This is a genomic window from Devosia sp. CN2-171, assembly GCF_049354815.1.
Lineage (GTDB): Bacteria > Pseudomonadota > Alphaproteobacteria > Rhizobiales > Devosiaceae > Devosia_A.
In genome coordinates this window covers 2,796,532-2,819,717 of sequence record NZ_CP186479.1, presented here as the reverse complement: position 1 = coordinate 2,819,717, position 23,186 = coordinate 2,796,532, and the positions used below count along the sequence as shown (strand labels likewise).

Below are 23,186 nucleotides of genomic sequence, written 5' to 3'. Positions count from 1 at the left end.
GACATGACCATTCCCGCCCATATCCGCATCTACTCGGTCTTCTTCCTCTTCGCGCTGGCGCTCGGCGGCTTGCTGTCCCGCATGGCTGACCTCCAGCACCAGCTCGGCGTCACCGAGTCCGAACTCGGCCTCACCCTCATCGGCATGGCCATCGGCTCGCTGATATCGCTGACCATTGCCAGCCCGCTGATCCTGAAGTTCGGAGCTCGCTGGACCGCCTTCCTCACGGTCTTCGGCACGGCGGCGATCTACGCGCTCGTCCCGTGGCTGCCCAACGCGCAGTTCGTGTTTGGTGCTCTCTTCGTTGCCGGCTTTCTCGCCGGGGCGCTCGAGATCAACGTCAACCTCGAGACCGATAAGCTCGAGGCTCTGCTTGGCCGCCGCATCATGAACCGGGCCCATGGCATGTGGAGCCTCGGCTTCTTCGTCACCGCGCTGATCGGCGCCGGCATGCGCCAGCTCGACGTCTCCATCCAGGTCCACACCGGCATCATGCTGGCCATCGTACTGGCTGTCGGCCTCCTCACCATCTCCGGCATGACCACGGCGGCGGAACGGCCCGACGCACATGAAGGCGAGCACCCGAAATTCGCCGTCCCGACCTGGGGCCTGCTTCCGCTCTGCATGATCGGCATCGCCGCCTTCCTCGTCGAAGGCGCGGGCGTCGACTGGTCGACCATCTATATGCGCGACGTGTGGAGCGCCCGGGGTTTCATCGGCGGGTTGGGGCTGACGTTGTTCACCGCCTTCATGGCCATGACGCGCCTGTTCATCGATCCCTTCGTCGACCAGCACGGCCCGCGCCGCGTCGCCGGCACGCTGCTCGTCATCTCGGCCATCGGCATCTTGCTCGTCGGCTTCGCACCGGCCGACTGGGTCGCGCTGGCGGGCTTTGCCCTCCTCGGCATGGGCTGCAGCGCCGTCTATCCGCTCGCCGTCTCCGCTGCCGCACAGCGCACCGATCGGCCGGCAGCGGTCAATGTCGCAGCGATCGGGCAGGTGACGTTCATAGTCTTCTTCCTCGCCCCGCCACTGCTCGGCTTCGTCGCGCAGTATCTTGGCATCCGCAATTCCTACCTGATCTGCCTACCGGTGATCGCGCTCGGCCTCCTCGCCATCCCCGCGCTGCAGGGCAAATCGAAGGATCACGGCATGCCAAGTGTCCCCGAGCCGCTGAGCCCAAATGGCTGAGCTGCCGCAGATCGTCGATCTGCGCCAGTCGCCAACGGCGCTGCGTGTCCAGCGCGGCGTCATGCGCTTCCTGCGCAACGCGCACGATTTCTGCTGCTATGCCGAAGTGCCGCTCGCCAATGGCCGCCGCGCCGACGTGCTGGCCGTCGGGCCCAAGGGCGAGGTCTGGATCGTCGAGATCAAGTCTTCGCTCGTCGACTTCCAGGTCGATCGCAAATGGCCCAACTACAAGGAATTCTGCGACCGCTTCTTCTTTGCCAAGCCGCCGGAGCTGGACCCGGATATCTTCCCGGCCGACGAGGGCCTGATGGTCGGCGACGGCCACGATGCCGCGATCCTCAGAATGGGCGAAGAGACACCACTGCCGCCGGCGCGACGCAAGGCGATGCTACTCAAGCTCGCCCGGCTCGGTGCGGATCGGGTGCATACGCTGATGGACCCCGATGGCGGGAACTTCCCGTGAGGCTGTCCCACACCGCGGTGGGGTGGGTACCCGAGGATTACTCCCCGCTTGGCTCCCCATGCAGCACTTTCACCTCGCCCGCCTGCGTCTTCATCGGCAATGGCGGTGTCACCGGCCCCGTGCCCGACAGTGTCGCCTTCAGCGCATCCATCACCGCGATTCGGGCTTTGTCGTTCGGCGCCGATTGCAGCTGGTGGCTCAAATCGATGATAAAGCTGGCATAGGCATTGTGCCAGTCGGAGGTGACCTGCGTGAGGTCGACACGGCGCTCGGCCGGCCGCTCCACCCCGGCGATGCCCTCGGCGCGGAGCTCGAACGCATCGTCGAGCAGCGGCGTGATCACCTGGTCGGAGGCAAGCCCGTCGTCATGCATCAGCGCCGCCTTTAGCGCGGCCCGCTCCTCGTCCTCGCCATGGGTCAGGAAAATCGCGCCATGCGCCGGCAGGCGCTTGGTCACCCAGGCGACCAGCTCGGAATGGTCGGCATGTGCCGAGTAGTTGCCGAGGCTGCGCACCTGGGCCCGCACCGGCACGAGCTCAGAATGGATGCGCACTTCCTTGGCGCCCGACTGGATGATCTGGCCCAGCGTGCCCGGCGCCTGGTAGCCGACGAACAGCACCGTCGCATTGGCGCGCGGCAGATTGTTGCGCAGGTGATGCTTGATCCGGCCGGCGTCAGCCATGCCCGAGGCCGACATGATGATCGCGCCGCCGCGGATCGAGTTGATCGCCTTGCTCTCCTCGACGCTCTCGACGATGCGGAAGCGCGAGTCATTGAAGAGCTCGTTGGCGCTGAGGTCGACATCGTCGAACATCGACGCATACTTGCGGTAGACGCCGGTCACCTTGCTCGCCAGCGGGCTGTCGAGGAAGACGAGGCGCGGATCGATCTCGCCGGTCTTGATCAGGTAGCCGATGTCATGCAGCAGCTCCTGGCTGCGCTCGACCGCAAAGGTCGGGATCACGAGGTTGCCACCGCGCCCAAGGGCGGTGTTGATCTCGGTCTTCAGCGATTCCTGGCGCTGCCTTAGCGTGTAGTCCTCGCGCTCGCGTCCGCCATAGGTGGACTCCGAGAGGATGTAGTCGTAGCCGGCCGGCGCATCCGGTGCCTCCCAGAACACCTTGATGTCGGGGCCGAGATCGCCCGAGAACAGGATCCGGATCGGCTTGCCGTTGCCGTCCTGCACTTCGACCTCGATCGAAGCCGAACCGAGGATGTGCCCGGCATTCCAGTAGCGCGCCCGCACACCCGGGCCGGGTTCGATCCACTGCTCGTAGTTGACACCCTGCCGAAGTTTCAGGACCTCTTCGGCGTCTTCCATCGTGTAGAGCGGTTGGAACGGCTCCTCTGCCCGCCGCGCGCGCTTCTTCGTCTCGCGCTCGGCCTCGCTCTCCTGGATGCCCGCGGCATCGGGCAGGAGATATTCGAGGAGGCTATTGGTCGGCTCGGTGGCCCAGATGGGCTTGCGATACCCCAGCCGCGTCAGCTTGGGCAGCAGGCCGGCGTGGTCGATATGGGCGTGCGTCAGCAGCAGGAAGTCGATCCGCTTCGGGTCGAACGGCAGCGGCTTGTAGTTGAGGTCGCGGACCGTCTTGTTGCCCTGGAACATGCCGCAGTCGATGAGAAACTGCCCGCCCGGATGCACCACCCGGTAGCACGAGCCGGTCACGGTCCCCGCCGCCCCGTGGAAATAAAGCGTGACGGTCATGCTGGTCTCCCGGGGCGTAGGTTATGTGCCCATTATGTCAGGGCTATTTGGGCGCGCGTTTGGCAAGGATGCGCTGCAGCGTGCGCCGGTGCATGTTGAGCCGGCGCGCCGTCTCCGACACGTTCCGGTCGCAGAGCTCGTATACGCGCTGGATATGCTCCCAGCGCACCCGGTCGGCCGACATTGGGTTTTCCGGCGGCTCCGGCGGCCTGTCGCCATTGGCGAGCAGCGCGTTGATCACGTCCTCTGCATCGGCGGGTTTCGATAGATAGTCCACCGCGCCGAGCTTCACCGCGGTCACCGCCGTGGCGATATTGCCGTAGCCGGTGAGGACCACCGCGCGGGCATCTTCGCGCTTCTGGTGCAGGGCCGCGACCACGTCGAGCCCGTTCCCGTCCTCGAGCCTGAGGTCCACCACTGCATAGGCCGGCGCTGCCTCGGAGACGGCCGCGAGGCCGCCGGCCACGGTGTCCGCGATCCGGACATCGAAGCCACGCTTCTGCATCGCCCGTTCGAGCCGGGTGAGGAAGGTCTTGTCATCATCGACCAGCAGCAGGCTGCGGTCGCCGGCGAGGAGTTCATCGACTGTGCTCATCGGCGCCTCATGTAGGGTCTTTTGGGCAAAAGGTCAAAATGTGTGCAGCGCACGATCACGGCATTTGCGGCCGTACGATCTCCGGCGTGCCGATCCTCACTCGATCGCCGCGCGCGGCCAGACCAGCCGCACCCGGGCGTGCCCGTCGCCCGCTTCGTTCTCGAAGCGAATCTTGGCGCCGGTGCGTTCGAGCAGGGTCTTCGAGATGAAGATGCCGAGCCCCAGCCCGCCCGGCTCGGCGCTTTCGGGGTCACGCGGGCGCGTGGTGAGATAGGGCTCGCCCAGTCGCGCGATCAGTTCGCTCGGGAACCCCGGGCCATCGTCGGTGATCGTCACCGTCAGCGCCCACTTGTCCCAGCTCGCATCGATCAGCACCGATTGCCGTGCGAACTGGGCGGCATTCTCGATCAGGTTACCCAGCCCGTAGAGCAGCCCGGCGTTGCGCTTGATCACCGGGTCCGGCCCCGCTGCCTTGTCGGTGCGGATCGAGATGGACTTGCCATTGCCCTCGAGCGGCTTGATCACCTCGGCCAGCAATTCGCTGATCGGCACAGCAGCGAAGGGGTCGCCCGGCGTATCGCGGAGGCTGCGGAGCTTGCCGAGGATCGTGCGGCAGCGCGCCGCCTGCGACATGATCAGTTCGGCATCGTCGCGCACATCGCCGGCCGGAAGCTCGTCCCGCATCTCGCGCGCTACGAGCGCAATCGTGGACAGCGGCGTCCCCAGCTCATGCGCCGCCGCTGCCGCGAGTCCATCGAGCGCGCTCAGTTGCTCGTGCCGTGACAACGCCAGTTCGGTCGCCGCCAGCGCGTCGGCAAGCTGCCGTGCTTCGTGCGCCACGCGGTTCGTATAGGCGGCAATGAAGATGACGCCGCAGAGGATCGAGACCCAGATGCCGATGACATAGACCCGGTCGAACACCAGCGTCTCGTCCGGCGCCCAGGGCAGGTCGAGGTGGAACACCGATAGCAGCGAAGCGAGGACGATGGCGAGCGCCGCAAGGATCGTCGTGGCGCGCTGGGGCAGGGTGGTTGCCGACACCGAAACCGGCGCCAGCAGCAGCAGCGAGAACGGGTTCTGCAGGCCGCCCGTGAGCGCCAGGAGCGCCGCGAGTTGGCAGAGATCCCAGCCGAGGTGCACTGTCGCGACAGTAGCGGTGGGACGATAGCCCTCGCCCAGCCGGAAGAGCAGCCACAGGTTGAGCAGCACCGAGAGCCCGATCAGCATCAGGCACTGGGTCAGCGGCAGCGGGAAGCCGAGCCCGAAGGCGACGAACAGCACCCCGATGGTCTGGCCGGCGATGGCGAGCCAGCGCAGCCCGACCAGCGTGCCCAGCCGCAGTGGCCGCCAGGTCCCCGGCATGATCGCCGCCGAGAAGTCTCCCAATGCCATGAAGATGTCCTTTCCGGGCATGTCGTTGCTGCCCGCTTGGGAAGTCTAGCACGGCATTTCAAGGGCAAAAATGCGTGAGCCTCCGCTTGACCCCCGGTCCGGAGGGACCACATCCGACTCGTTCGTGACTAGGGAGAAGCCCAATGAATACTGCGATTATCAAGCCGCAATGGGGCCCGCTCACCATCGCCTTGATGGTGCTGGGCTTTGTCGTGTGGTGGCCGCTCGGCCTCGCCGTCCTCGCCTACATCCTGTGGGGCGAGATGTTTGGCGGCTCGGCCGAGAAAGCCCAGGGGTTCGTACATCGATCCCGCGCCTGGGCCGATCGGAACTGCGGCCCGCGTGGCCACAGCTTCCGCGGCGGTTTCCACCACTCGAGCGGCAATGCCGCCTTCGACGACTACCGCGCCGAGCAGCTCCGCCGGCTCGAAGAGGAGCGCAAGCGCCTCGACGAGGAAATCAACGCCTTCCACGAGTACATGCGGAACCTCCGCATGGCCAAGGATCGCGAGGAGTTCGACCGCTTCATGCGCGAAAAGAACGGCAACCGCCCGAACTACGGCGGCCCGGACAATAACGGGCAGAACGTCTAGTCCTGTTCGTACGTCCCCTCCTGACGACTGGGCGCTCCTTCGGGGGCGCTTTTTTTGTCACCGGGATCTCCATCGAATCGGCGATGATCAGGCCATGAATTTCCTCTTCCCGACCCGTACCCCCAAGGTTCCGGCATTGACGACGCTGACCCTCGACGGCAAGCCGGTCGAGATCACGGTCAAAGTCAGCCAGCGCGCCCGCAGCTATCGCCTCACCGTGCCGCATCACGGCAATCCGGTGCTGACGCTCCCCAGGAATGGCCGCTGGCCCGAGGCCGAAAGCTTCCTCGAGCGCCATCGTGGCTGGCTCGCCGCCCGCATCAAGCGCGGTGCGCCGAGCACCGCCTTTGCCGACGGCGAGATGGTGCCGCTGCGCGGCGTGCCGCACCGCATCCACGCTACCGGGCGCCTGCGCGGCCGGGTCGAGGCGGCCGAAATCGACGGCGAACTCTCGCTGCTGGTACCGGGTGAGGCGGCGCACATTCCTCGCCGGCTGACCGAGTGGCTGAAGTCCGAGGCGCAGCGCGATCTCGCCGAACGCTCCAACCTCCATGCCGCAACGCTTGGCGTCGAAGTCAAATCCGTCGCCATGCGGAGCCAGTCGACCCGCTGGGGCTCGTGCTCGTCGAGTGGCAAGCTCAACTACAACTGGCGCCTGATCCTCGCCCCGCCCTTCGTGCTCGACTATGTCGCCGCCCACGAAGTCGCCCATTTGGTCCACATGAACCACTCGCCAAGCTTCTGGCGCAGCGTGTCACAGGCCCTGCCGGACATGGAAAAGGGCAAGGCCTGGCTCAAGGCTCACGGCAAGGTGCTGATGGGATACGGGTTGGCGGAGTAGGGACCTACTCTCCCCGCACGATCCCTTCGGTCCACCGCGCGACGACGACACAGCCCGCCGCCTTGCAATAGCCCAGCGCATCGCGATCCGCCTCGGCCTGGCTCTGCCCCATCGCCGCGCCCCAGCCACCATCGCCGATGGCCAGCGCATAGTTCCCCGTCGGCTCGCTCTGGAACCCGACGACGCAGGTCTGGGGATCAGTCGCGCTCTGCCGGCAGTAGCGCATGGCACAATCGGCGGCCTCGCCGAGCGATTGCATATTGTTGCAGTAGCCATAGGCGCGGCTGTCGGAAATGGCGACGGCCGTGTAGGCCATCGCGCCAGGCGCGCAAGCGAGCGTCAGCACGATCGCGAGAGGGAAGCCCAAGCCGCCGTGCCGCATGCGCCCTCCCACGCGAGATCAGTTCCCGCCGAAGATGTCCCCAAGCAGATCGACCAGCGTACGTTGCGGCCGCTCGGCAGCCGGCTGTTCCATCGGCTGCAACTGCGCCTGGTCCAACCCAGGCTCGCTGGTCGCCCCCGGCAGGTCGGCGACCGGGATGCCCTCATGCGCCTTGGTCATGAACTGGCTCCAGATATCGACCGGCACGTTACCGCCCGAGAGTTTCGTGCCCACGTCGTCGTCATTGCCGAGCCATACGCCCGCGACCATGCGCGAGGTGTAGCCGACGAACAGCGCATCGCGGGCCTTTTGTGACGTACCCGTCTTGCCGGCCATCGGCCAGCCGTTGAGCTGGGCCCGCTTGCCGGTGCCGATCTCGACCGCCGCATGCAGCATGTCGTTCATTTCGGCGACGATATTGGGCTCGATCACCCGGCCCGGCCCGGCCGCGACGGCGTCGTAGAGCACCTTGCCGTCGGCCGTCTCGATACGGGTGATGACATTGGCGATGACGCCGATGCCGCCATTGGCGAAGGGCGCATAGGCGGCGGTGAGTTCGAGCAGCGACACTTCCTGCGTGCCGAGCGCGATCGAGGGAACTGCCTGTAGAGGCGAGGAAATGCCCATCCGCATGGCGGCTTCCACCACCTTGTCCGGCCCCACATCGTTGGCGAGCAAGGCGGAGACGGTGTTGCGCGACAGCGCCAGCGCCGTACGCAGCGTCATCTCGCCACCATACTTGCCGTCGGAATTCTGCGGCTGCCAGCCATTGATGTCGATCGGCCCGTCATTGGCGACGGTGTCGGGTGTGTAGCCCTTTTCCATGCCGGCGAGATAGACGAACGGCTTGAAGGTCGAACCCGGCTGCCGGCGCGCCGTGACGGCGCGGTTGAACTGGCTCTTCTGGTAGTCGACGCCACCCACGAGGGCACGCACCGAACCGTCGACATCCATGGCGACCATGGCGCCCTGCGAAAAACCCTTCTCGGCGCCGTATTTGGCCACGGCTTCCTTAATGACGAACTCGGCTTCCTTCTGCAGGTCCCAGTTGATGGTCGTGTGGACGATCACGTCCTCTTTCACGTCGCCGAGATAGGCCGTCATCAGGCTCTCGACCCAGTCGGCGACATAGGATTCGCCGCCCACCACCTTGGTGCGGATGGTCTGGTTCGGATCGATAGCGGCGGCCTTCGACTCATTGCCGCTGATATAGCCTTCCTTGGCCATGGCGTTCAGCACCAGCGTCTGGCGCGCCTTGATCAGGTCGGGCTTGCCCTGCGGGTTGAGTCGCGACGGCGCCTGCAGCGAGCCTGCGAGGATCGCTGCTTCGCTCAGCGACAGGTTGCGCGCCGATTTGCCGAAATAGAACTGTGCCGCCGCCTCGATGCCGTATCGCTCGTGGCCGAAATACATGCGGTTGAGGTAGAGCTCGAGGATATCGTCTTTGGAATAATTCTGCTCGAGCCAAATGGCGAGCAGCGCTTCCTGCACCTTGCGGCCGAGCGTCTGGTCGGGGGTGAGGAAGAGGTTCTTCGCCACCTGCTGGGTAATGGTCGAGGCGCCACGGGTGACTTCGCCCGCCTGGATCGACTCGAGCGCCACCGAGGCAAGGCCGACCACGTCGACGCCGAAGTGGTCGTAGAAGCGCCGGTCTTCGATCGCGACGAACGCGGCCGGCACGTAATAGGGGAGTTCGCGCAGCGACACCGCCTCGCCGCCGGATTTGCCGCGGTTCGAGATCAGCTGATTATTGGCGGCGACGATGCGGATGTTGGCGGCCCGGTCCGGCACCTTCCAGGTCTCGGACGAGGGTAGCTGCACGGCGTAATAGATGATGACGCCCGCCGCCGCGACGCCGGCCCAGACGCCGAGGATGAACAGCCAGGAGATCAGCTTCCAGATGACGCCGAAGAAGGTCAGCGGCTTCCGCTCGCGCCGGCCACGACCGCGCTTCGCCTTCGGGGCCCTGCCGCGGGGCTGTTTGCCCTTAGGCGTACGGCTCGTGCGCTCGTCGTCGACATAGACCGCGCTGTCGTCGAAACCGGGTTCCACGCGGGCTCCGCGGGCCACCTTGGCGGGCGCACTGCGCGGCGAGCGCGAGCCCTTCTTCGGCGTGGCTCCGACACGGTCGTCCGGCGAAATCTGAAAGTCCATAAACAGGGCCCCGGCATTCTTCTTGCGCATGGCGTGTCCGGCCGTTGTCCCTTCGGGGGCAGCTCGGACGCCATAGGGCGTTCCGACCGTCTCGCCATCCCAAGCCAACCCGGAAAAATCCGGGTCCCCGGCCAGCGCGGTCCCCATCGGCTATCGAGGGTAAATGTGGCCGGTTTATGTGGCCTTAAGCGGGGTAGCGACGGAGTGTTGCGGGCCAGAGACAGACAAGGCGCGGTCGGGGCGACCGCGCCTCCTGCGCGTTAGTCCATGTACGGCTTGTGCAACACCAGGTCGGCGGCACCGAGGCGGTCCTGGGCGGTAAAGCTCTGGTGCCAGTAGGGGTAGATCAGGTTCGGCTGGCTCACCTTGTCGAGCCGTGCCACCTGGTCGGCACTGAGCTTCAAATTGGCCGCCTTGAGGTTGTCCTCGAACTGCTCTGTGGTGCGGCCACCGATGATCACCGAGGCCACGGCCGGCCGCTGTAGCAGCCAGGCGAGCGACACCTGGGCTCCAGACACGCCGTGTTCGGCGGCCACCTCGTTGATGACATCGACGATGTCCCAGAGCTTCTCCCAGTCGTAGATCGGCGGCTCGCGGAAGCCGGTGACCTGCCGGCCGCTGTCGGGCTTGCTGTTGCGCGTGTACTTGCCCGACAGCCAGCCGCCGCCGAGCGGCGACCAGATGAGCAGCGATACGCCCTGGTCGATGGCGAGCGGGATCAGTTCGTATTCGGCCTCGCGGGCCTGCAGGGTGTAATGGATCTGCTGGGCGACGAAGCGCTGCTGGTGCGCCGCATCGGCAATGGCGAGCGCCTTCATCAGGTGCCAGGCGGAGTAGTTAGAGCAGGCGGCGTAACGCACCTTGCCCTGTTTGATCAGCGTGTCCAGCGCCTCCATTGTCTCCTCGAGCGGCGTCAGCCCATCCCACTCGTGCACATGGTAGATGTCGATGACATCGGTCTTCATGCGCCTGAGCGAGGCCTCGCACTGGCGAATGATGTGCCAGCGGCTGAGGCCGCGGTCGTTCGGGCCATCGCCCGTGGAGAAGCGCACCTTGGAGGAGACAAGCAGCCGATCGCGGCGGCCATCGACCAGTGCGGCTCCGAGAATTTCCTCGGACTTGCCGGCGTTGTAGACGTTGGCGGTGTCGATCAGGTTCACGCCGTGGTCGAGACAGAGGTCGATCTGGCGCTGGGCGTCCCTTAGTTCCGTTGCGCCCCACAACCCGTCATTGCCAAAGGTGACGGTGCCGATCGACAGCGACGACACTTTCAGACCCGAACGGCCGAGCAAACGATAATCCATGATTTCCCTCCGCATGGTTTTTCGGCGCGGACCCTAGACCCTCAGGATGTCTCGCGAAAGTCAGCCGCCGTTGCGCGCCGCAAGGAATTTGCCGGTCAGCGAGTCCCCGGCCTTCGCCAGCACCGCTGGCGTTCCCTCGAACACCACCGTCCCGCCGTCGTGCCCGGCTCCCGGGCCGAGATCGATTACCCAGTCGGCGCGCGAGATCACATCGAGATTGTGCTCGATGACAATGACGGTCGAACCCGCATCGACCAGCCGGTCGAACAGCCCGATCAGCGTATCGACGTCGTTCATATGAAGGCCGGTGGTCGGCTCGTCGAGCACATAGATATTGCCGGATTTGCCCAGTTCCGCCGCGAGCTTCAGCCGCTGCCGCTCGCCGCCTGAGAGCGTCGACAGCGGCTGCCCGAGCGTCAGGTAACCCAACCCGACATCGACCAGCCCGCGAAGAATCTTGGCGATCGCCGGTTCAGTGAAGAACGCCGCTGCGTCATCGACCGGCATCTCGTAGACGTCCGAGATCGAGCGCCCGCGCAGCTTGTGCTGCAGCACCTCGTCGGTGAACCGCTTGCCGTTGCAGGTCTCGCACACCGTCACCATCGGATCGAGATGGGCGAGGTCGGTATAAATCACTCCCAGCCCGTTGCAGTCGGGACAGGCGCCCTTGGAGTTAGCCGAGAACAGCGCGGCTTCCTCGCCCGTCGCCTTGGCAAAAGCCTTGCGCACCGCATCGAGGATGCCGGTATAGGTCGCCGTGTTCGACCGGCGCGAGCCGCGCGCAAGATTCTGGTCGATGATGACCGTGTCCGGGTAGAGCTCCGGCAGGCTGCCCTGGATCAGTGAGCTCTTGCCCGAGCCGGCGACGCCGCTCACCGCCGTCAACACGCCGCGCGGGATCGAGACCGACACGTTCTTGAGGTTGTTGAGCTTGGCGCCCTTGATCTCGAGCTTGCCATTCGCCTTGCGCGGCGTGGTCTTGATCGCCTGGTGGCGGGTGATGTGTTCGCCGGTCAGCGTCTTCGAATTGAGCAACCCCGGATAGTCGCCCTCGTACACCACCTCGCCGCCCTTCGATCCGGCGAACGGCCCCATGTCGACGATGTGGTCGCCGATGGCGATCATGTCCGGCTTGTGCTCGACGATCAGCACCGTGTTGCCCTTGTCGCGCAGCTGCGTCATCAGCCCGGCGAGCCGCCCGACATCGTGCGGGTGGAGCCCGACGCTCGGCTCGTCGAACACATAGGTGATGTCGGTCAAAGACGAGCCGAGGTGCCGCACCATCTTCACCCGCTGGCTCTCACCACCCGAAAGGGTCGAGCTCTCGCGGTCGAGGCTGAGATAGCCGAGCCCGATGGTCACGAGGTTTTCGAGCCGGGCCGCCAGCGCTTCGAGCATCGGCCTGATCTCGTGCGCATCGATCGCCCGGATCACCGGCACGAGGTCGGACACCTGCATGGCCGAAAGCTCGGCGATGTTGTGTCCCTGCACCTTGCTCGCCAGCGCGGCCGCATTGAGCCGTGCGCCGTGGCAGGCCGGGCACTGCTTGCGGGTGAAGATCTTCTCGTATTCAAGCCGGACGTGCGGCTGCAGCGTCTCGGGATCCTTCGAGCCCAGCCCCTTCTTCAGCTTCGCAACCACGCCCTCATAGGTCAGCCCGATCTTGCCGACCTTGATCTTCCGCCCGTCGTCGAGGTGCAGGAGGTTTTCCCGCTCCTCCGCCGAGTACTTGGCGATCGGTTTGTCGAGATCGAACAGCCCGGAATTGGCGTAGATTTCCCACCACCAGCTGTCGACGGCAAAGTCCTTGGGCAGCAGCGCGCCCCCCTTCAGCGACTTCGACTCATCGATCACCGCGCTCATGTCCATCGCCGCGACCTGCCCGATGCCCTCGCACTCCGGGCACATGCCGCGCGGATCGTTATAGGAATAGAGCCCCGGCGAGCCGAGTTTTGGTTCGGCGACCCGCGAAAAGATCACCCGCAGCATCTGCGCCGCATCGGTGACGGTTGCGACCGTCGAGCGCGAATTGCCACCCAGCCGCTGCTGGTCGACGATGATGGCGGCCGAGATATTCTCGAGCAGGTCCGCGTCGGGCTGGCCGTAATGCGGCATGAACTGCTGGACGAACGCCGGGTAGGTCTCGTTGATCAGCCGCTGGCTCTCCGCCGCGATGGTGCCGAACACCAGCGATGACTTGCCCGACCCGGAAACGCCCGTGAACACCGTGATCTTGCGCTTCGGAATATCGAGCGAGACGTTCTTGAGGTTGTTCTCCCGCGCGCCGCGGATCTGGATCGAACCATACAAGCTCATCGATGCGTCCTCTCTTCTTCCCGATGCGGGAGACCTAACCTGCCCCACTGACATGTCGTGTCAGCAACGTGGATTTCGACGCCTCAGCTGACCACCGTGATGCGTTCGGATGCGCGCGTGACGGCGGTATAAAGCCACCGCGCCCGGTCCTCGCGAAACACAAAGCTCTCGTCGAACAGGTAGACATTGTCCCACTGGCTGCCCTGCGCCTTGTGGACCGTCAGGCAGTAGCCGAAGGTGAACTCGTCGTACTGGCGGCGCTCGGGCCAGCTCAGCGAGTCTTCCTCGCCGGAGAAGAACGCGGCATGGGTCACGACCTTGGCCTGTGTCGCCTTGGCCCCCGTCACCTCGTCCGGGTCCAGCGTCATCGAGTAACGCGCATTGGAGCGCTTCTTCACCTCGGCCGCCGTCCAGATCTGCCCGTTGAGCAGCTTCTTGATCGGATTGTTCCTGAGACACACCAGCCGGTCGCCCGCTACCGGTTCGTGGCTCGGCAGGTTCTTCAATTCGCGGATGCGGTCATTGTAGGCGACGCGCGTCTTGTTGCGACCGGCCAGCACCTGGTCGGCCAGCATTACCTCGTCCCGGTTCACGTCGGAGCGGGGGATCACGAGGCTTTCGCCATAGCGCCCATGCTCGAGATAGCCGCCCTCGCGGATATCCATCGACATGCGGATGATCGGGTTGTCCGAGGCCTGCCGGTGGATTTCGGTCAGCATGTAGTCGGGTTCGTCGGCGGTGAAAAAGCCCGTGCCCTGCACCGGCGGCAGCTGGAACGGATCGCCCAGCACCAGCACCTTGGTGCCGAAGCTGAGGAGGTCACGGCCGAGCGCCTCGTCGACCATCGACACTTCGTCGATGACGATCAGGTCCGCCGTGATCGCCTCGCTCTCAGGATCGAGCGCAAAGCGCGGCTCGCCCTCCTTGTCGCTGACCAGCGTGTAGATGAGGCTGTGGATGGTCGAGGCGCCGCGTGCGCCGTATTTGCGCATCACCATCGCCGCCTTGCCGGTAAAGGCGGCGTATTTCACCGACTTCACGCCTTGCGCGAGGTGCCGGGCGAGCGTCGATTTGCCGGTGCCGGCCCAGCCGAACAGCCGGAACACCTGCTTGCCCGACTTGTCCTTGAGCCAGGCCGAGACCGCTTGCAGCGCTTCATCCTGTTGCGGCGACCACTCCATCAGGCGATGCGGGCTTCCACCGTGCCGATGCCGGCAATCGCGCCCTCGAGCCTGTCGCCCTTGACCACTGCGCCGACGCCCGCAGGTGTGCCGGTCATGATCAGGTCGCCGGGGTAGAGCTCGAAGTACTTGCTGAGTTCGGCAATCACATGCGGCAGGTCCCAGATCATATCGGAGATATCGGCCGATTGCCGCGTCTCGCCGTTGACCCGCAGTTCGATCGCGCCGCTAAGCGGGGTCGCAACCGTTTCGGCCCTAACCATCGTCCCGATCGGGGCGGAGTGGTCAAAACCCTTCGCCACTTCCCACGGCTTGGCCGCCTTCTTGGCCCAGGCCTGCAGGTCGCGGCGCGTCAGGTCGATGCCGACCGCGTAGCCCCAGACGTGGTTGAAAGCATCGGCCACGGCAATGTCCTTGCCGCCGATGCCGATCGCCGCCACCAGCTCGATCTCGTGATGGAAGTTCTCGGTTTTGGTCGGATAGGGCACATCGGCCCCGTCGACTACGACCGCATCGGCCGGCTTGCCGAAGAAGAACGGCGGCTCGGCATCGGGGTCATGCCCCATCTCGCGCGCATGCTCGGCATAGTTGCGGCCGACGCAATAGATGCGGCGCACCGGGAACAGCCCGCCTCCAGCGACGGGAATGGCAGCCTGCAGCGGCGGGGCAATGACATAATCGGCCATGATGAAATCCAAGCTAGAATGCCGCGGAGCTTACGCGAAATCGTATAAGTACAAAACAGGAACTTCGGTGTCCCGTCGCTACATGAACTCACGCGGGCCGTTATGCCACGATGTCATTCCCGCGAAAGCGGGAATCTCTGTTTCCTCGCACCCAATCGTGGGCTAACCCTGGCGCGAGAGGTGACGAGATATGCGCTGGCAACGAACTGTGACCATGGTCGAGGCCCATGCCGAGGGCGAGGTTGGCCGGGTGGTGACCGGCGGCGTTATCGACGTTCCAGGCAAGACCATCGCCGACAAGCTGCGCCACATCAACGAGGTCGACGACAGCCTCCGCCGCTTCCTCGTCTTCGAGCCGCGTGGCGCCGCGGCGATGAGCACGCTGCTCGTCTTCCCGCCCACGCGTCCGGACGCCGATATCGGCTTCCTGATCCTGCAAGGCGATAAGGCGCACGCGATGAGCGGGTCGAACTCGATCTGCCTGACGACGGTCCTGCTTGAAACCGGCATGCTGCCGATGACCGAGCCCGAAACCATCGTCCGCATCGACACCGCCTCCGGCCTCGTCACCGCCCGCGCAAAATGCCGCGACGGCAAATGCGAGCGCGTCACGCTCACCATGAACCCGTCCTTCGCCCATGAGCTGGATGTCGTCGTCGACGTCGAGGGGCTGGGCAAGGTGAAGGTCGACATCGCCTATGGCGGCATCTTCTATGCGCTGATCGATGCGACCCAGCTCGGGCTCGAGATCCGGCCCGATATGGCCAAGCGCCTCGTTGAGGCCGGCACGGCTGTGCATCGCGCCATCAATGCCAAACTCGATATCCGCCATCCTGAGCTCGAGGCGATCCGTGGCATTTCCTACACCATGTTCACCGGCCGCAACGCCGCCGGCGAGCTGAAGGGCGCCACCATCCTGCCGCCCGGCCGCATCGATCGCTCGCCCTGCGGCACCGGCAATTCCGCCCGGCTCGCAGTTGCCGCAGCGCGCGGCGAAGCCAGGCTCGGCGAAAGCTTCACGGCCCGCTCGATCATCGATTCCACCTTCGAGGTCACCTATGCTGCCGACACCACCGTGGCCGGCCGCCCCGCCATTGTCCCCACCATTGCCGGTCGCGGCTGGATTCACGGCATCCACCAGGTCGGCTGGGACCCCAGCGACCCCTATCCGCACGGATATTCGGTCGCCGACACTTGGGGCGATGCGTTCGATTTGCTCAACTAAGGGCGAAGCCTTAACGTCCGGAAACCCATTGTATACAACGAACCAATTGCAGCCTATTTGTTAGGCAATCTGCCAATCTATGGCTGCGGCGTGTGCAGAGTCGCCGGCGTGACTGAATTCGATCCGGCCCGCATTCGTTATCGACAGTCGTTTTGAATCAACAACTTACGCAACGACAATCGTCGTCGCGGCGATTGGCACATGGTTTGCACTGACTCATTGCGAGTGGCGCGTCCGGGGTTGCGGACGGGAACGCGCCCGGCACGTGAAAACAGGGAAACCACGTCATGACACTCCACACTCTTTCGCGGCGCTCGCTGCTCAAGGTCGGCGCCGCCGGGCTTGCCGCAACGGCACTGCCCTTCGGCATGGCCAAGGCGCAGACCAATGTGATCCTCGGCATCGTCTATGTCGGGCCCAAGGACGATTTCGGCTGGAACCAGGCGCACGCCGTCTCGGTCGCCGCACTGAAGGAAGTATCCGGCATCACCGTGGTCGAAGAAGAGAACGTGCCCGAGACCGATGCGGTCTCGAAGTCGATGGAGTCGATGATCAACATCGACGGCGCCAACCTGATCCTCGCCACCTCGTTCGGCTACTACAACCCGTTCGTCGTCGAACTGGCGAAGAAATACCCCGACGTCACCTTCCGGCACGCCGCGCCGCTGTGGAACAAGGATACCGATCCGCCGAACGCCGGCTCCTACTTCCCTTACCTCAACCAGGCCCACTACGTGGACGGCGTTGCCGCCGGCCTCTCCTCGGGCGGCAAGATCGGCTTCGTTGCCGCAAAGCCAATCCCGTCGGTGCTCTCCAACATCAACTCGGTGCTGCTCGGCGCCCGCTCGGTGAACCCCAGCGCCACCGTGCAGGTGATCTTCACCGGTGAGTGGAGCCTGCCGGTCCGCGAAGCCGAGGCGACCAACGCGCTGGTCGATGCTGGCTGCGAAGTCATCACCTGCCACGTGGATTCGCCGAAAGTCGTGATCGAGACGGCCGAAGGCCGAGGCGTCAAGACCGCCGGCCACAACGCCTCCCAGGCCCCGCTGGCCCCCAAAGGCTTCATCACCGGCGCCGAGTACAAGTGGGAGACGATCTACAAGCAGTATGCCGACGCAATCGCCGCCGGCCAGACCCCGCCGAACTTCCTCGTCGGCGGCTACAACAACGACATGCTGCGCAACACGCCCTACGGCGCCGGCGCGACGCCCGAGGCCATCAAGGCAGCCGATGCCGCGATCGAAGCGCTGAAGGCCGGCGCCCCAATCTACAAGGGTACGCTCAAGGACAACCAGGGCAACGTCGTCGTCGACAAGGACTACGACAACTACGACCCCTACCTCGACGGGATGAACTGGCTGCTCGAAGGCGTCCAGGGCTCGATCACCTGACAATCGCCTGCATCGAGTGTGTAGCCCCACCCTCATCTGGCTTCGCCACCTTCTCCCATCAAGGGAGAAGGCCGGCAGCCGAAACGTCTCAGTCGGGCCTTCTCCCCTCGCGGGAGAAGGTGCCCGAAGGGCGGATGAGGGGGGATTGGGCAGAGACGGAGCAGTAGCGCAATGACCGTTCAAACCGCCGACACCGCCGCGATCCCCAAAGCCGGATCGAACCTGCAGTTCCTGCGCTTTGCCGAGTCGATCGCCATTCCTGCCGGTGCCGTCGTCGTTTCGGCCCTGCTCTTCGCACTGTTCCTGATCGTCATCGGCAAGGATCCGATCCAGTTCTACCAGCTGGTCTGGACCGGCGGCTTCGGCTCGTCCTTCTCCATCCAGAATTCGCTGCAACGGGCTGCGCCGCTCATACTCACCGGTCTCGCCTTTGCCATTCCGGCCCGCATCGGCCTCACCATGATCGGGGGCGAGGGCGCGCTCGTCCTCGGCGGCTTCGCCTCGGCCGCCATCGCCATTCCGCTGGTCACTGGCGGCGTCCCGCCAATCGTCACCCTCCCGGTCATGGCGCTCACAGGCATGCTGACCGGCGGTCTCTGGGTCGGCTTCACCGGCTGGCTGAAATACGCACGCGGCGTCAACGAGACCATCGCCTCGCTGCTGATGAGCTACATTGCCATCGCCATCATGAACTTCTTCGTCGAAGGCGCGCTGCGCGATCCATCCTCGGCAAACAAGCCTTCGACCATGCCGATCGGCGATGCCTACCGCGTCGGCCCGATCCCCGGCATGGACGTCCACTGGGGCCTCGCCTGGGGCATCATCCTCGCCATCGTCCTCTGGGTGCTGATGAGCCGCACCACTTTCGGCTTTGCCGCCCGCATGACCGGCGGCAACCTGCGCGCGGCGAGAGCCCAGGGCCTGCCGGTCGGCTGGCTGATGGTGATCTGCTGCGTGATCGCCGGGGCCTGCGCCGGCTTTGCCGGCTTCTTCGAAGTCGCCGCCATCCACGGCCAGGCCAACGCCTCGCTGGTCGCCGGCTATGGTTTCACGGGAATCCTCGTCGCCTTCCTCGCCCGGCAGAACCCGCTTGCCATCGTGCCCGTCGCCATCCTCTTCGGCGCCCTCGCCGCTGCTGGCGGCGTCATCCAACGCCGCATGGACATGCCGGATGCCACCATCCTCGTGCTGCAAGGCATCCTCTTCGTGGTGCTCTTGGTCAGCGAGACCTTCTACGGCCGCTTCAAGCTCTTCCAGGTCAAGTCGACGGGGGACCGCACCTAAATGGACAACGCCGTCGCCACCGTACTGATCGCCATGCTGGGCGGCGCCATCCGCGTCTCGACCCCGTTCATGTTCGTCGCCTTGGGCGAAACGCTCACCGAGAAATCGGGCCGCATCAACCTCGGGCTCGAGGGCAACCTGGTCCTCGGCGCCATGGTCGCCTATGCCACCTCCTACCTCACCGGCAGCCCCTGGCTCGGCGTCCTCGCAGCCGGTACTTCCGGCCTCTTCCTCGGGGCGCTGCATGGCTATATCTGCAAGCTGCCCAAGGTGAACGACATCGCCGTCGGCATCGCCATGATGAGTTTTGGCACCGGCCTCGCCTTCTTCTTCGGCAAGCCCTTCATCCAGCCGCAGGCGCCCAAGCTCGATTCCATTCCGCTCGGTGACTGGACCGGCAATCCGGCGCTGGCGCAGGCGCTGCAGGTCAACCCGCTGTTCTTTGTCGGCATCATCCTCGCCATCGCCATGGCCTGGGCCTTCAAGAACACCAAGTGGGGCCTCATCGTCCGTATGACCGGCGACAGTGCCGCCTCGGCCAAGGCCATGGGCGTCTCGGTCGATCTCGTCCGCTTCCTCGCCACCGCGGCGGGCGGTTTCCTTGCCGGCATCGGTGGCGCCTTCCTCTCGCTCTACTATCCCGGCATCTGGAACCAGGGCCTCTCGTCCGGGCAGGGCCTGATGGCCGTGGCGCTGGTGATCTTTGCCCGCTGGGACCCGATCCGCGCCATCTTCGCCGCCCTGTTCTTCGGCGCCGCCGGCGCCATCGGCCCCTCGCTCCAGGCCGTCGGCATCACCCAGGGCTACTACTTCTTCAACGCCGCCCCCTACATCCTGACGCTGATCATTATGATCATCTCCGCCGGCTCCAAATCGTCGGCGCGCGATGTGCCGGGCGAACTCTCGATCACCAAGTAGGAGTTGCGCATGAACGGTCTGGGCGGCCTCAACAAATCCAACAACGGCGTGGTCATCGGGCTGGTGCAGCTGCAACTGCCGGTCGTCGCGACCCCGGCCGATCTCGCGGCGCAGACCGCCCGCATCGTCGAGATGGTCGGCAAGGCCCGCCGCAACCTCGGCACGATGGACCTCGTCGTCTTCCCCGAATACTCGCTGCACGGCCTGTCCATGGACACCAACCCGGCCATCATGTGCGATCTCGACGGGCCGGAAGTCAGTGCATTCAAGGCGGCCTGCAAGGCGAACGCAATCTGGGGCTGCTTCTCGATCATGGAGCGCAACCCGGGCGGCAACCCCTACAATTCCGGTATCATCATCGACGATACGGGCGAGCTGAAGCTCTACTACCGCAAGCTCCATCCCTGGGTGCCGGTGGAACCGTGGGAGCCCGGCGATCTGGGCATTCCGGTGATCGAGGGGCCAAAGGGCTGCAAGCTGGGCCTCATCATCTGTCATGACGGCATGTTCCCCGAGATGGCGCGGGAGGCCGCCTACAAGGGTGCGGAGATCATGCTGCGGACCGCCGGCTACACGGCGCCGATTCGGCAGGCCTGGCGTTTCACCAACCAGGCAAACAGCTTCCACAACCTGATGGTCACCGCCAATGTCTGCATGTGCGGGTCGGACGGCACGTTCGACTCGATGGGCGAAGGCATGATCGTCAACTTCGACGGCACGATCCTTGCCGAAGGCACAACTGGCCGCGCGGACGAGATCATCACAGCCGAGGTGCGGCCGGACCTGGTGCGCGAGGCGCGCGCAAACTGGGGCGTTGAGAACAATATCTACCAACTCGGTCATCGTGGCTTCACCGCCGTCGACGGCGGCGCGCAGGATTGCCCCTACACATTCATGCAGGACCTCGTGGCCGGAAGGTACAGGCTCCCCTGGGAAGACAGCGTCAAGGTCAAGGACGGCACCCCCTCCGGATTCGCGAGGCCCGCCCGCCGCTATGGCGAGAAGTTCGCGGAGGCCGCCGAATGAGCCTTGGCGACGAGCGCATTATGGAGGCCATGGTACCCGGGGGGATAACCCTGGCTTCCGAGCCCTATCCCTGGCCGTTCGACGGCAATTTCGGCCCGCACAACACCGTGCTGGTCATCATCGACATGCAGATCGATTTCTGCGCGCCCGGTGGCTATGTCGACTCGATGGGCTACGACATTTCGCTGACTCGGGCGCCGATCGGGCCGATCCAGAAAGTGCTCAAGGCCTTTCGCGACAAGGGTTTTCCGGTCATCCACACGCGCGAGGGCCACAAGCCCGACCTCTCCGATCTCCCGGCCAACAAGCGCTGGCGTTCGCAGCGCATCGGCGCCGGCATCGGCGACCAGGGCCCGCAGGGCCGCATCCTCGTCCGCGGCGAGCCGGGCTGGGAAATCATCCCCGAACTGCAGCCGATCGCCGGTGAGGCGATAATCGACAAGCCCGGCAAGGGCAGCTTTCTCGCCACCGATTTCGAGTTGGTCCTCCGCACCCGCGGCATCCGCAACATCGTCCTCACCGGCGTGACGACCGATGTCTGCGTCCACACCACGATGCGCGACGCCAACGACCGCGGTTACGAGTGCCTCGTGCTGAGCGATTGCACCGCGGCGACGAAAGTCGAGAACCACCTCGCCGCGCTCGACATGGTGAAGATGCAGGGCGGCGTGTTCGGAGCAGTGGCCAGCAGTGCTGACCTATTGGCCGTGCTGAAATGAACGGGTGATTAACGCAAGATGAACGACATCCCAACACCCAACAAAGGCCGCGCGCCATCCCTCGAAGCCATTGGCATGACGAAGATTTTCGGCGCGCTGCGGGCGCTCGACGATGTCTCGATCAAGGTGGAGGCCGGTTCGTTCCACGCGCTGCTCGGCGAGAACGGCGCCGGCAAGTCGACGCTGGTCAAGTGTATCATGGGGTTCTACAGCGCGGATAAGGGCACCGTGCTGCTCGATGGGCAGGAAGTGTCGATCAAGACCCCGCGCGATGCCCGCGCCAACGGCATCGGCATGGTCTATCAGCACTTCACCCTGGTCCCGAGCCTCACCGCCGCCGAGAACCTCGTCATTTCCCGCGCCGACGCGCCGTCTGTTATCGACTGGGGCCGCGAGCGCAAGGCGCTGGCCACCTTCATGGACGAGATGCCTTTCCGTGTGCCCCTCGACACTCAGGTGAGCCAGCTCTCGGCCGGCGAAAAGCAGAAGCTCGAAATCCTCAAGCTCCTCTATCTCGACCAGCGCTTCATGATCCTCGACGAACCGACCTCGGTGCTGACGCCGGGCGAGGCCGACGAGATGCTCGGTCTCCTCGGCGGCATGGCCGACCGAAAGGAGATCACCGTCCTGATGATCTCGCACAAGTTCCGCGAGGTGAAAGCTTTCTGCGACCACTTCACCGTGCTGCGCCGCGGCCGCTACACCGGCTCGGGCGATGCCCAGGCGGTGAGCGTGCCCGACATGAGCGCCATGATGATCGGCGACACCACTATCCGCGAACGCGCCAGCCGCAAGAAGCACAATGAGGGCGCCGACCGGCTCGAACTCGCCGCCGTCTTCGCCGAGGACAGCGAGGGTGCGGATGTCGTCAAGTCGGTGAACCTGAAGGTCAAGGCCGGCGAGATCGTCGGCATTGCCGGCGTCTCCGGCAATGGACAGTCGCAGCTGGTCGAAGTCCTCTCCGGCCAGCGCCCGCTCTCAGACGGCGCCATCTTCATCAATGGCGAGCAGTTCGAGCCCAAGCGCGGTTCGTTCGACAAGTACAAGGTCTTCGGCCTGCCTGAGGAGCCACTCAAGAACGCCACCGTTCCCAAGATGAGCGTCGCGGAAAACATCGCCTTCCGCAGCTTCGACAAGCCGCCGGTGGCAAAACTCGGCTGGTGGATGTCGCCCGGCCCGATGAAGGCCAAGGCACGGGAGCTGATCGCCAAGTATCGCGTCAAGACGCAGGGGCCGGACGCCCCGATCGAGACGCTCAGCGGAGGCAACGTCCAGCGTGCCGTGCTCGCCCGCGAGCTCTCGGGGGACGTCGACGTGCTGATCGTCGCCAACCCCTGCTTCGGCCTCGACTTCGCCTCGGTCTCCGAAATCCGCAGCCAGATCATGGAACAGCGCAACAAGGGCGCCGCCGTGCTGCTGGTGAGCGAAGACCTCGACGAAATCCTCGAACTCGCGGACCGGGTCGCGGTGATGAGCGGCGGCACGATCAACTACATCTCCCGCATCGAGGACACGGATCGGAACACGATCGGCCAGCATATGGCGGGGCATTGAGCATGACGACGATGACGCTCGATGTCGGCGGCTATCCTCCCCTGCGCAGCGGGGGAGGGGGACCAGCGGAGCTGGTGGAGGGGGCGGCCACACACACCAGCGCTTCCCGTCGCCCCCTCCCCCGCCTTCGGCGGTCCCCCTCCCCCGTAAACGGGGGAGGATCACAAATCGTCCGGTGGTTCACATTGATCACATCAGTTGCTGCGCGAGCGTCGGCTTGGGGGCTCGACCCGCGCGCAGCCCGGGGTGAGGGGAGCGCGCGC

General features: G+C 65.1%; 20 protein-coding genes. 11 read left to right on the top strand and 9 right to left on the bottom strand.

Going from position 1 to position 23,186, the window contains the following annotated elements:
• Positions 1–3: 3 nt before the first annotated feature.
• Together ACOYW5_RS13940 and ACOYW5_RS13935 are read left to right on the top strand one after the other, a co-directional pair.
• The gene (locus ACOYW5_RS13940) at positions 4–1,191 is read left to right on the top strand and encodes an MFS transporter (protein WP_423065492.1); all 1,188 of its coding nucleotides are present in this window, start codon (positions 4–6) and stop codon (positions 1,189–1,191) included.
• On the top strand, positions 1,184–1,654 hold the full coding sequence (locus ACOYW5_RS13935; RefSeq protein WP_423065491.1) for an MmcB family DNA repair protein: 471 nt from the start codon (positions 1,184–1,186) through the stop codon (positions 1,652–1,654). The genes ACOYW5_RS13940 and ACOYW5_RS13935 overlap by 8 nt, the downstream gene beginning before the upstream one ends.
• A gap of 37 nt (positions 1,655–1,691) precedes the next feature.
• Here the strand turns inward: ACOYW5_RS13935 and ACOYW5_RS13930 are convergent, their stop codons facing one another.
• The 3 genes from ACOYW5_RS13930 to ACOYW5_RS13920 form a co-directional block, all read right to left on the bottom strand.
• Positions 1,692–3,362 (bottom strand): MBL fold metallo-hydrolase, encoded by a 1,671-nt coding sequence (locus ACOYW5_RS13930; RefSeq protein WP_423065490.1) that lies wholly within the window; start codon positions 3,360–3,362, stop codon positions 1,692–1,694.
• A 43-nt stretch (positions 3,363–3,405) separates the two neighbouring features.
• On the bottom strand, positions 3,406–3,957 hold the full coding sequence (locus ACOYW5_RS13925) for an ActR/PrrA/RegA family redox response regulator transcription factor (RefSeq protein ID WP_423065489.1): 552 nt from the start codon (positions 3,955–3,957) through the stop codon (positions 3,406–3,408).
• A gap of 96 nt (positions 3,958–4,053) precedes the next feature.
• Positions 4,054–5,349 carry an ActS/PrrB/RegB family redox-sensitive histidine kinase gene (locus ACOYW5_RS13920; RefSeq protein WP_423065488.1) on the bottom strand — a complete coding sequence of 432 codons (1,296 nt, stop codon included), beginning with the start codon at positions 5,347–5,349 and terminating at the stop codon, positions 4,054–4,056.
• Positions 5,350–5,492: 143 nt separating this feature from the next.
• Here ACOYW5_RS13920 and ACOYW5_RS13915 point away from each other — a divergent pair, with 143 nt between their 5' ends.
• Together ACOYW5_RS13915 and ACOYW5_RS13910 are read left to right on the top strand one after the other, a co-directional pair.
• Positions 5,493–5,942, top strand: coding sequence for a DUF2852 domain-containing protein (locus tag ACOYW5_RS13915; protein ID WP_423065487.1), 450 nt, complete (start codon positions 5,493–5,495; stop codon positions 5,940–5,942).
• Between the two features lie 94 nt (positions 5,943–6,036).
• Positions 6,037–6,783 carry a M48 family metallopeptidase gene (locus ACOYW5_RS13910; protein ID WP_423065486.1) on the top strand — a complete coding sequence of 249 codons (747 nt, stop codon included), beginning with the start codon at positions 6,037–6,039 and terminating at the stop codon, positions 6,781–6,783.
• A gap of 4 nt (positions 6,784–6,787) precedes the next feature.
• On the opposite strand, the gene ACOYW5_RS13905 is transcribed toward ACOYW5_RS13910, so the two are convergent.
• The 6 genes from ACOYW5_RS13905 to ACOYW5_RS13880 all read right to left on the bottom strand — a co-directional run bounded on the left by ACOYW5_RS13905 (position 6,788) and on the right by ACOYW5_RS13880 (position 14,806).
• Entirely contained in the window at positions 6,788–7,165 is a 378-nt protein-coding gene (locus ACOYW5_RS13905; protein ID WP_423065485.1) for a DUF4189 domain-containing protein, read from the bottom strand.
• Positions 7,166–7,183: 18 nt separating this feature from the next.
• Positions 7,184–9,349, bottom strand: coding sequence for a transglycosylase domain-containing protein (locus ACOYW5_RS13900; protein ID WP_423065484.1), 2,166 nt, complete (start codon positions 9,347–9,349; stop codon positions 7,184–7,186).
• Positions 9,350–9,579: 230 nt separating this feature from the next.
• Positions 9,580–10,623, bottom strand: a complete 1,044-nt coding sequence (locus ACOYW5_RS13895; protein WP_423065483.1) for an aldo/keto reductase — start codon at positions 10,621–10,623, stop codon at positions 9,580–9,582.
• Between the two features lie 60 nt (positions 10,624–10,683).
• Complete coding sequence (locus tag ACOYW5_RS13890) at positions 10,684–12,939, bottom strand: ATP-binding cassette domain-containing protein (RefSeq protein WP_423065482.1); 2,256 nt, start codon at positions 12,937–12,939, stop codon at positions 10,684–10,686.
• Between the two features lie 83 nt (positions 12,940–13,022).
• Positions 13,023–14,123 carry an ATP-dependent DNA helicase gene (locus ACOYW5_RS13885; protein WP_423069468.1) on the bottom strand — a complete coding sequence of 367 codons (1,101 nt, stop codon included), beginning with the start codon at positions 14,121–14,123 and terminating at the stop codon, positions 13,023–13,025.
• A complete protein-coding gene (locus ACOYW5_RS13880; RefSeq protein WP_423065481.1) occupies positions 14,120–14,806 on the bottom strand; it encodes a fumarylacetoacetate hydrolase family protein in 687 nt (228 codons plus the stop codon). The genes ACOYW5_RS13885 and ACOYW5_RS13880 overlap by 4 nt, the downstream gene beginning before the upstream one ends.
• A 190-nt stretch (positions 14,807–14,996) precedes the next feature.
• Here ACOYW5_RS13880 and ACOYW5_RS13875 point away from each other — a divergent pair, with 190 nt between their 5' ends.
• The 7 genes from ACOYW5_RS13875 (at position 14,997) to ACOYW5_RS13845 (ending at position 22,923) form a co-directional block, all read left to right on the top strand.
• Positions 14,997–16,031 carry a proline racemase family protein gene (locus ACOYW5_RS13875; RefSeq protein ID WP_423065480.1) on the top strand — a complete coding sequence of 345 codons (1,035 nt, stop codon included), beginning with the start codon at positions 14,997–14,999 and terminating at the stop codon, positions 16,029–16,031.
• A 287-nt stretch (positions 16,032–16,318) separates the two neighbouring features.
• The gene (locus ACOYW5_RS13870) at positions 16,319–17,422 is read left to right on the top strand and encodes a BMP family ABC transporter substrate-binding protein (RefSeq protein ID WP_423065479.1); all 1,104 of its coding nucleotides are present in this window, start codon (positions 16,319–16,321) and stop codon (positions 17,420–17,422) included.
• A 171-nt stretch (positions 17,423–17,593) separates the two neighbouring features.
• Positions 17,594–18,706: an ABC transporter permease gene (locus tag ACOYW5_RS13865; protein ID WP_423065478.1), complete on the top strand. Its 1,113-nt coding sequence runs from the start codon at positions 17,594–17,596 to the stop codon at positions 18,704–18,706.
• Positions 18,707–19,624, top strand: coding sequence for an ABC transporter permease (locus tag ACOYW5_RS13860; RefSeq protein ID WP_423065477.1), 918 nt, complete (start codon positions 18,707–18,709; stop codon positions 19,622–19,624).
• A 9-nt stretch (positions 19,625–19,633) separates the two neighbouring features.
• A complete protein-coding gene (locus tag ACOYW5_RS13855; RefSeq protein ID WP_423065476.1) occupies positions 19,634–20,650 on the top strand; it encodes a formamidase in 1,017 nt (338 codons plus the stop codon).
• A complete protein-coding gene (locus tag ACOYW5_RS13850; RefSeq protein WP_423065475.1) occupies positions 20,647–21,369 on the top strand; it encodes a cysteine hydrolase family protein in 723 nt (240 codons plus the stop codon). The genes ACOYW5_RS13855 and ACOYW5_RS13850 overlap by 4 nt, the downstream gene beginning before the upstream one ends.
• Positions 21,370–21,387: 18 nt before the next feature.
• On the top strand, positions 21,388–22,923 hold the full coding sequence (locus ACOYW5_RS13845; RefSeq protein ID WP_423065474.1) for an ABC transporter ATP-binding protein: 1,536 nt from the start codon (positions 21,388–21,390) through the stop codon (positions 22,921–22,923).
• Positions 22,924–23,186 lie beyond the last annotated feature (263 nt).

What these genes read in the sequence shown, in the direction of transcription:
- ACOYW5_RS13940 (WP_423065492.1), top strand. Translation starts at nt 4, where the DNA reads ATGACCATTCCCGCCCATATCCGCATCTACTCGGTCTTCTTCCTCTTC.
- ACOYW5_RS13935 (WP_423065491.1), top strand. Translation starts at nt 1,184, where the DNA reads ATGGCTGAGCTGCCGCAGATCGTCGATCTGCGCCAGTCGCCAACGGCG.
- ACOYW5_RS13930 (WP_423065490.1), bottom strand. Translation starts at nt 3,362, where the DNA reads ATGACCGTCACGCTTTATTTCCACGGGGCGGCGGGGACCGTGACCGGC.
- ACOYW5_RS13925 (WP_423065489.1), bottom strand. Translation starts at nt 3,957, where the DNA reads ATGAGCACAGTCGATGAACTCCTCGCCGGCGACCGCAGCCTGCTGCTG.
- ACOYW5_RS13920 (WP_423065488.1), bottom strand. Translation starts at nt 5,349, where the DNA reads ATGGCATTGGGAGACTTCTCGGCGGCGATCATGCCGGGGACCTGGCGG.
- ACOYW5_RS13915 (WP_423065487.1), top strand. Translation starts at nt 5,493, where the DNA reads ATGAATACTGCGATTATCAAGCCGCAATGGGGCCCGCTCACCATCGCC.
- ACOYW5_RS13910 (WP_423065486.1), top strand. Translation starts at nt 6,037, where the DNA reads ATGAATTTCCTCTTCCCGACCCGTACCCCCAAGGTTCCGGCATTGACG.
- ACOYW5_RS13905 (WP_423065485.1), bottom strand. Translation starts at nt 7,165, where the DNA reads ATGCGGCACGGCGGCTTGGGCTTCCCTCTCGCGATCGTGCTGACGCTC.
- ACOYW5_RS13900 (WP_423065484.1), bottom strand. Translation starts at nt 9,349, where the DNA reads ATGCGCAAGAAGAATGCCGGGGCCCTGTTTATGGACTTTCAGATTTCG.
- ACOYW5_RS13895 (WP_423065483.1), bottom strand. Translation starts at nt 10,623, where the DNA reads ATGGATTATCGTTTGCTCGGCCGTTCGGGTCTGAAAGTGTCGTCGCTG.
- ACOYW5_RS13890 (WP_423065482.1), bottom strand. Translation starts at nt 12,939, where the DNA reads ATGAGCTTGTATGGTTCGATCCAGATCCGCGGCGCGCGGGAGAACAAC.
- ACOYW5_RS13880 (WP_423065481.1), bottom strand. Translation starts at nt 14,806, where the DNA reads ATGGCCGATTATGTCATTGCCCCGCCGCTGCAGGCTGCCATTCCCGTC.
- ACOYW5_RS13875 (WP_423065480.1), top strand. Translation starts at nt 14,997, where the DNA reads ATGCGCTGGCAACGAACTGTGACCATGGTCGAGGCCCATGCCGAGGGC.
- ACOYW5_RS13870 (WP_423065479.1), top strand. Translation starts at nt 16,319, where the DNA reads ATGACACTCCACACTCTTTCGCGGCGCTCGCTGCTCAAGGTCGGCGCC.
- ACOYW5_RS13865 (WP_423065478.1), top strand. Translation starts at nt 17,594, where the DNA reads ATGACCGTTCAAACCGCCGACACCGCCGCGATCCCCAAAGCCGGATCG.
- ACOYW5_RS13860 (WP_423065477.1), top strand. Translation starts at nt 18,707, where the DNA reads ATGGACAACGCCGTCGCCACCGTACTGATCGCCATGCTGGGCGGCGCC.
- ACOYW5_RS13855 (WP_423065476.1), top strand. Translation starts at nt 19,634, where the DNA reads ATGAACGGTCTGGGCGGCCTCAACAAATCCAACAACGGCGTGGTCATC.
- ACOYW5_RS13850 (WP_423065475.1), top strand. Translation starts at nt 20,647, where the DNA reads ATGAGCCTTGGCGACGAGCGCATTATGGAGGCCATGGTACCCGGGGGG.
- ACOYW5_RS13845 (WP_423065474.1), top strand. Translation starts at nt 21,388, where the DNA reads ATGAACGACATCCCAACACCCAACAAAGGCCGCGCGCCATCCCTCGAA.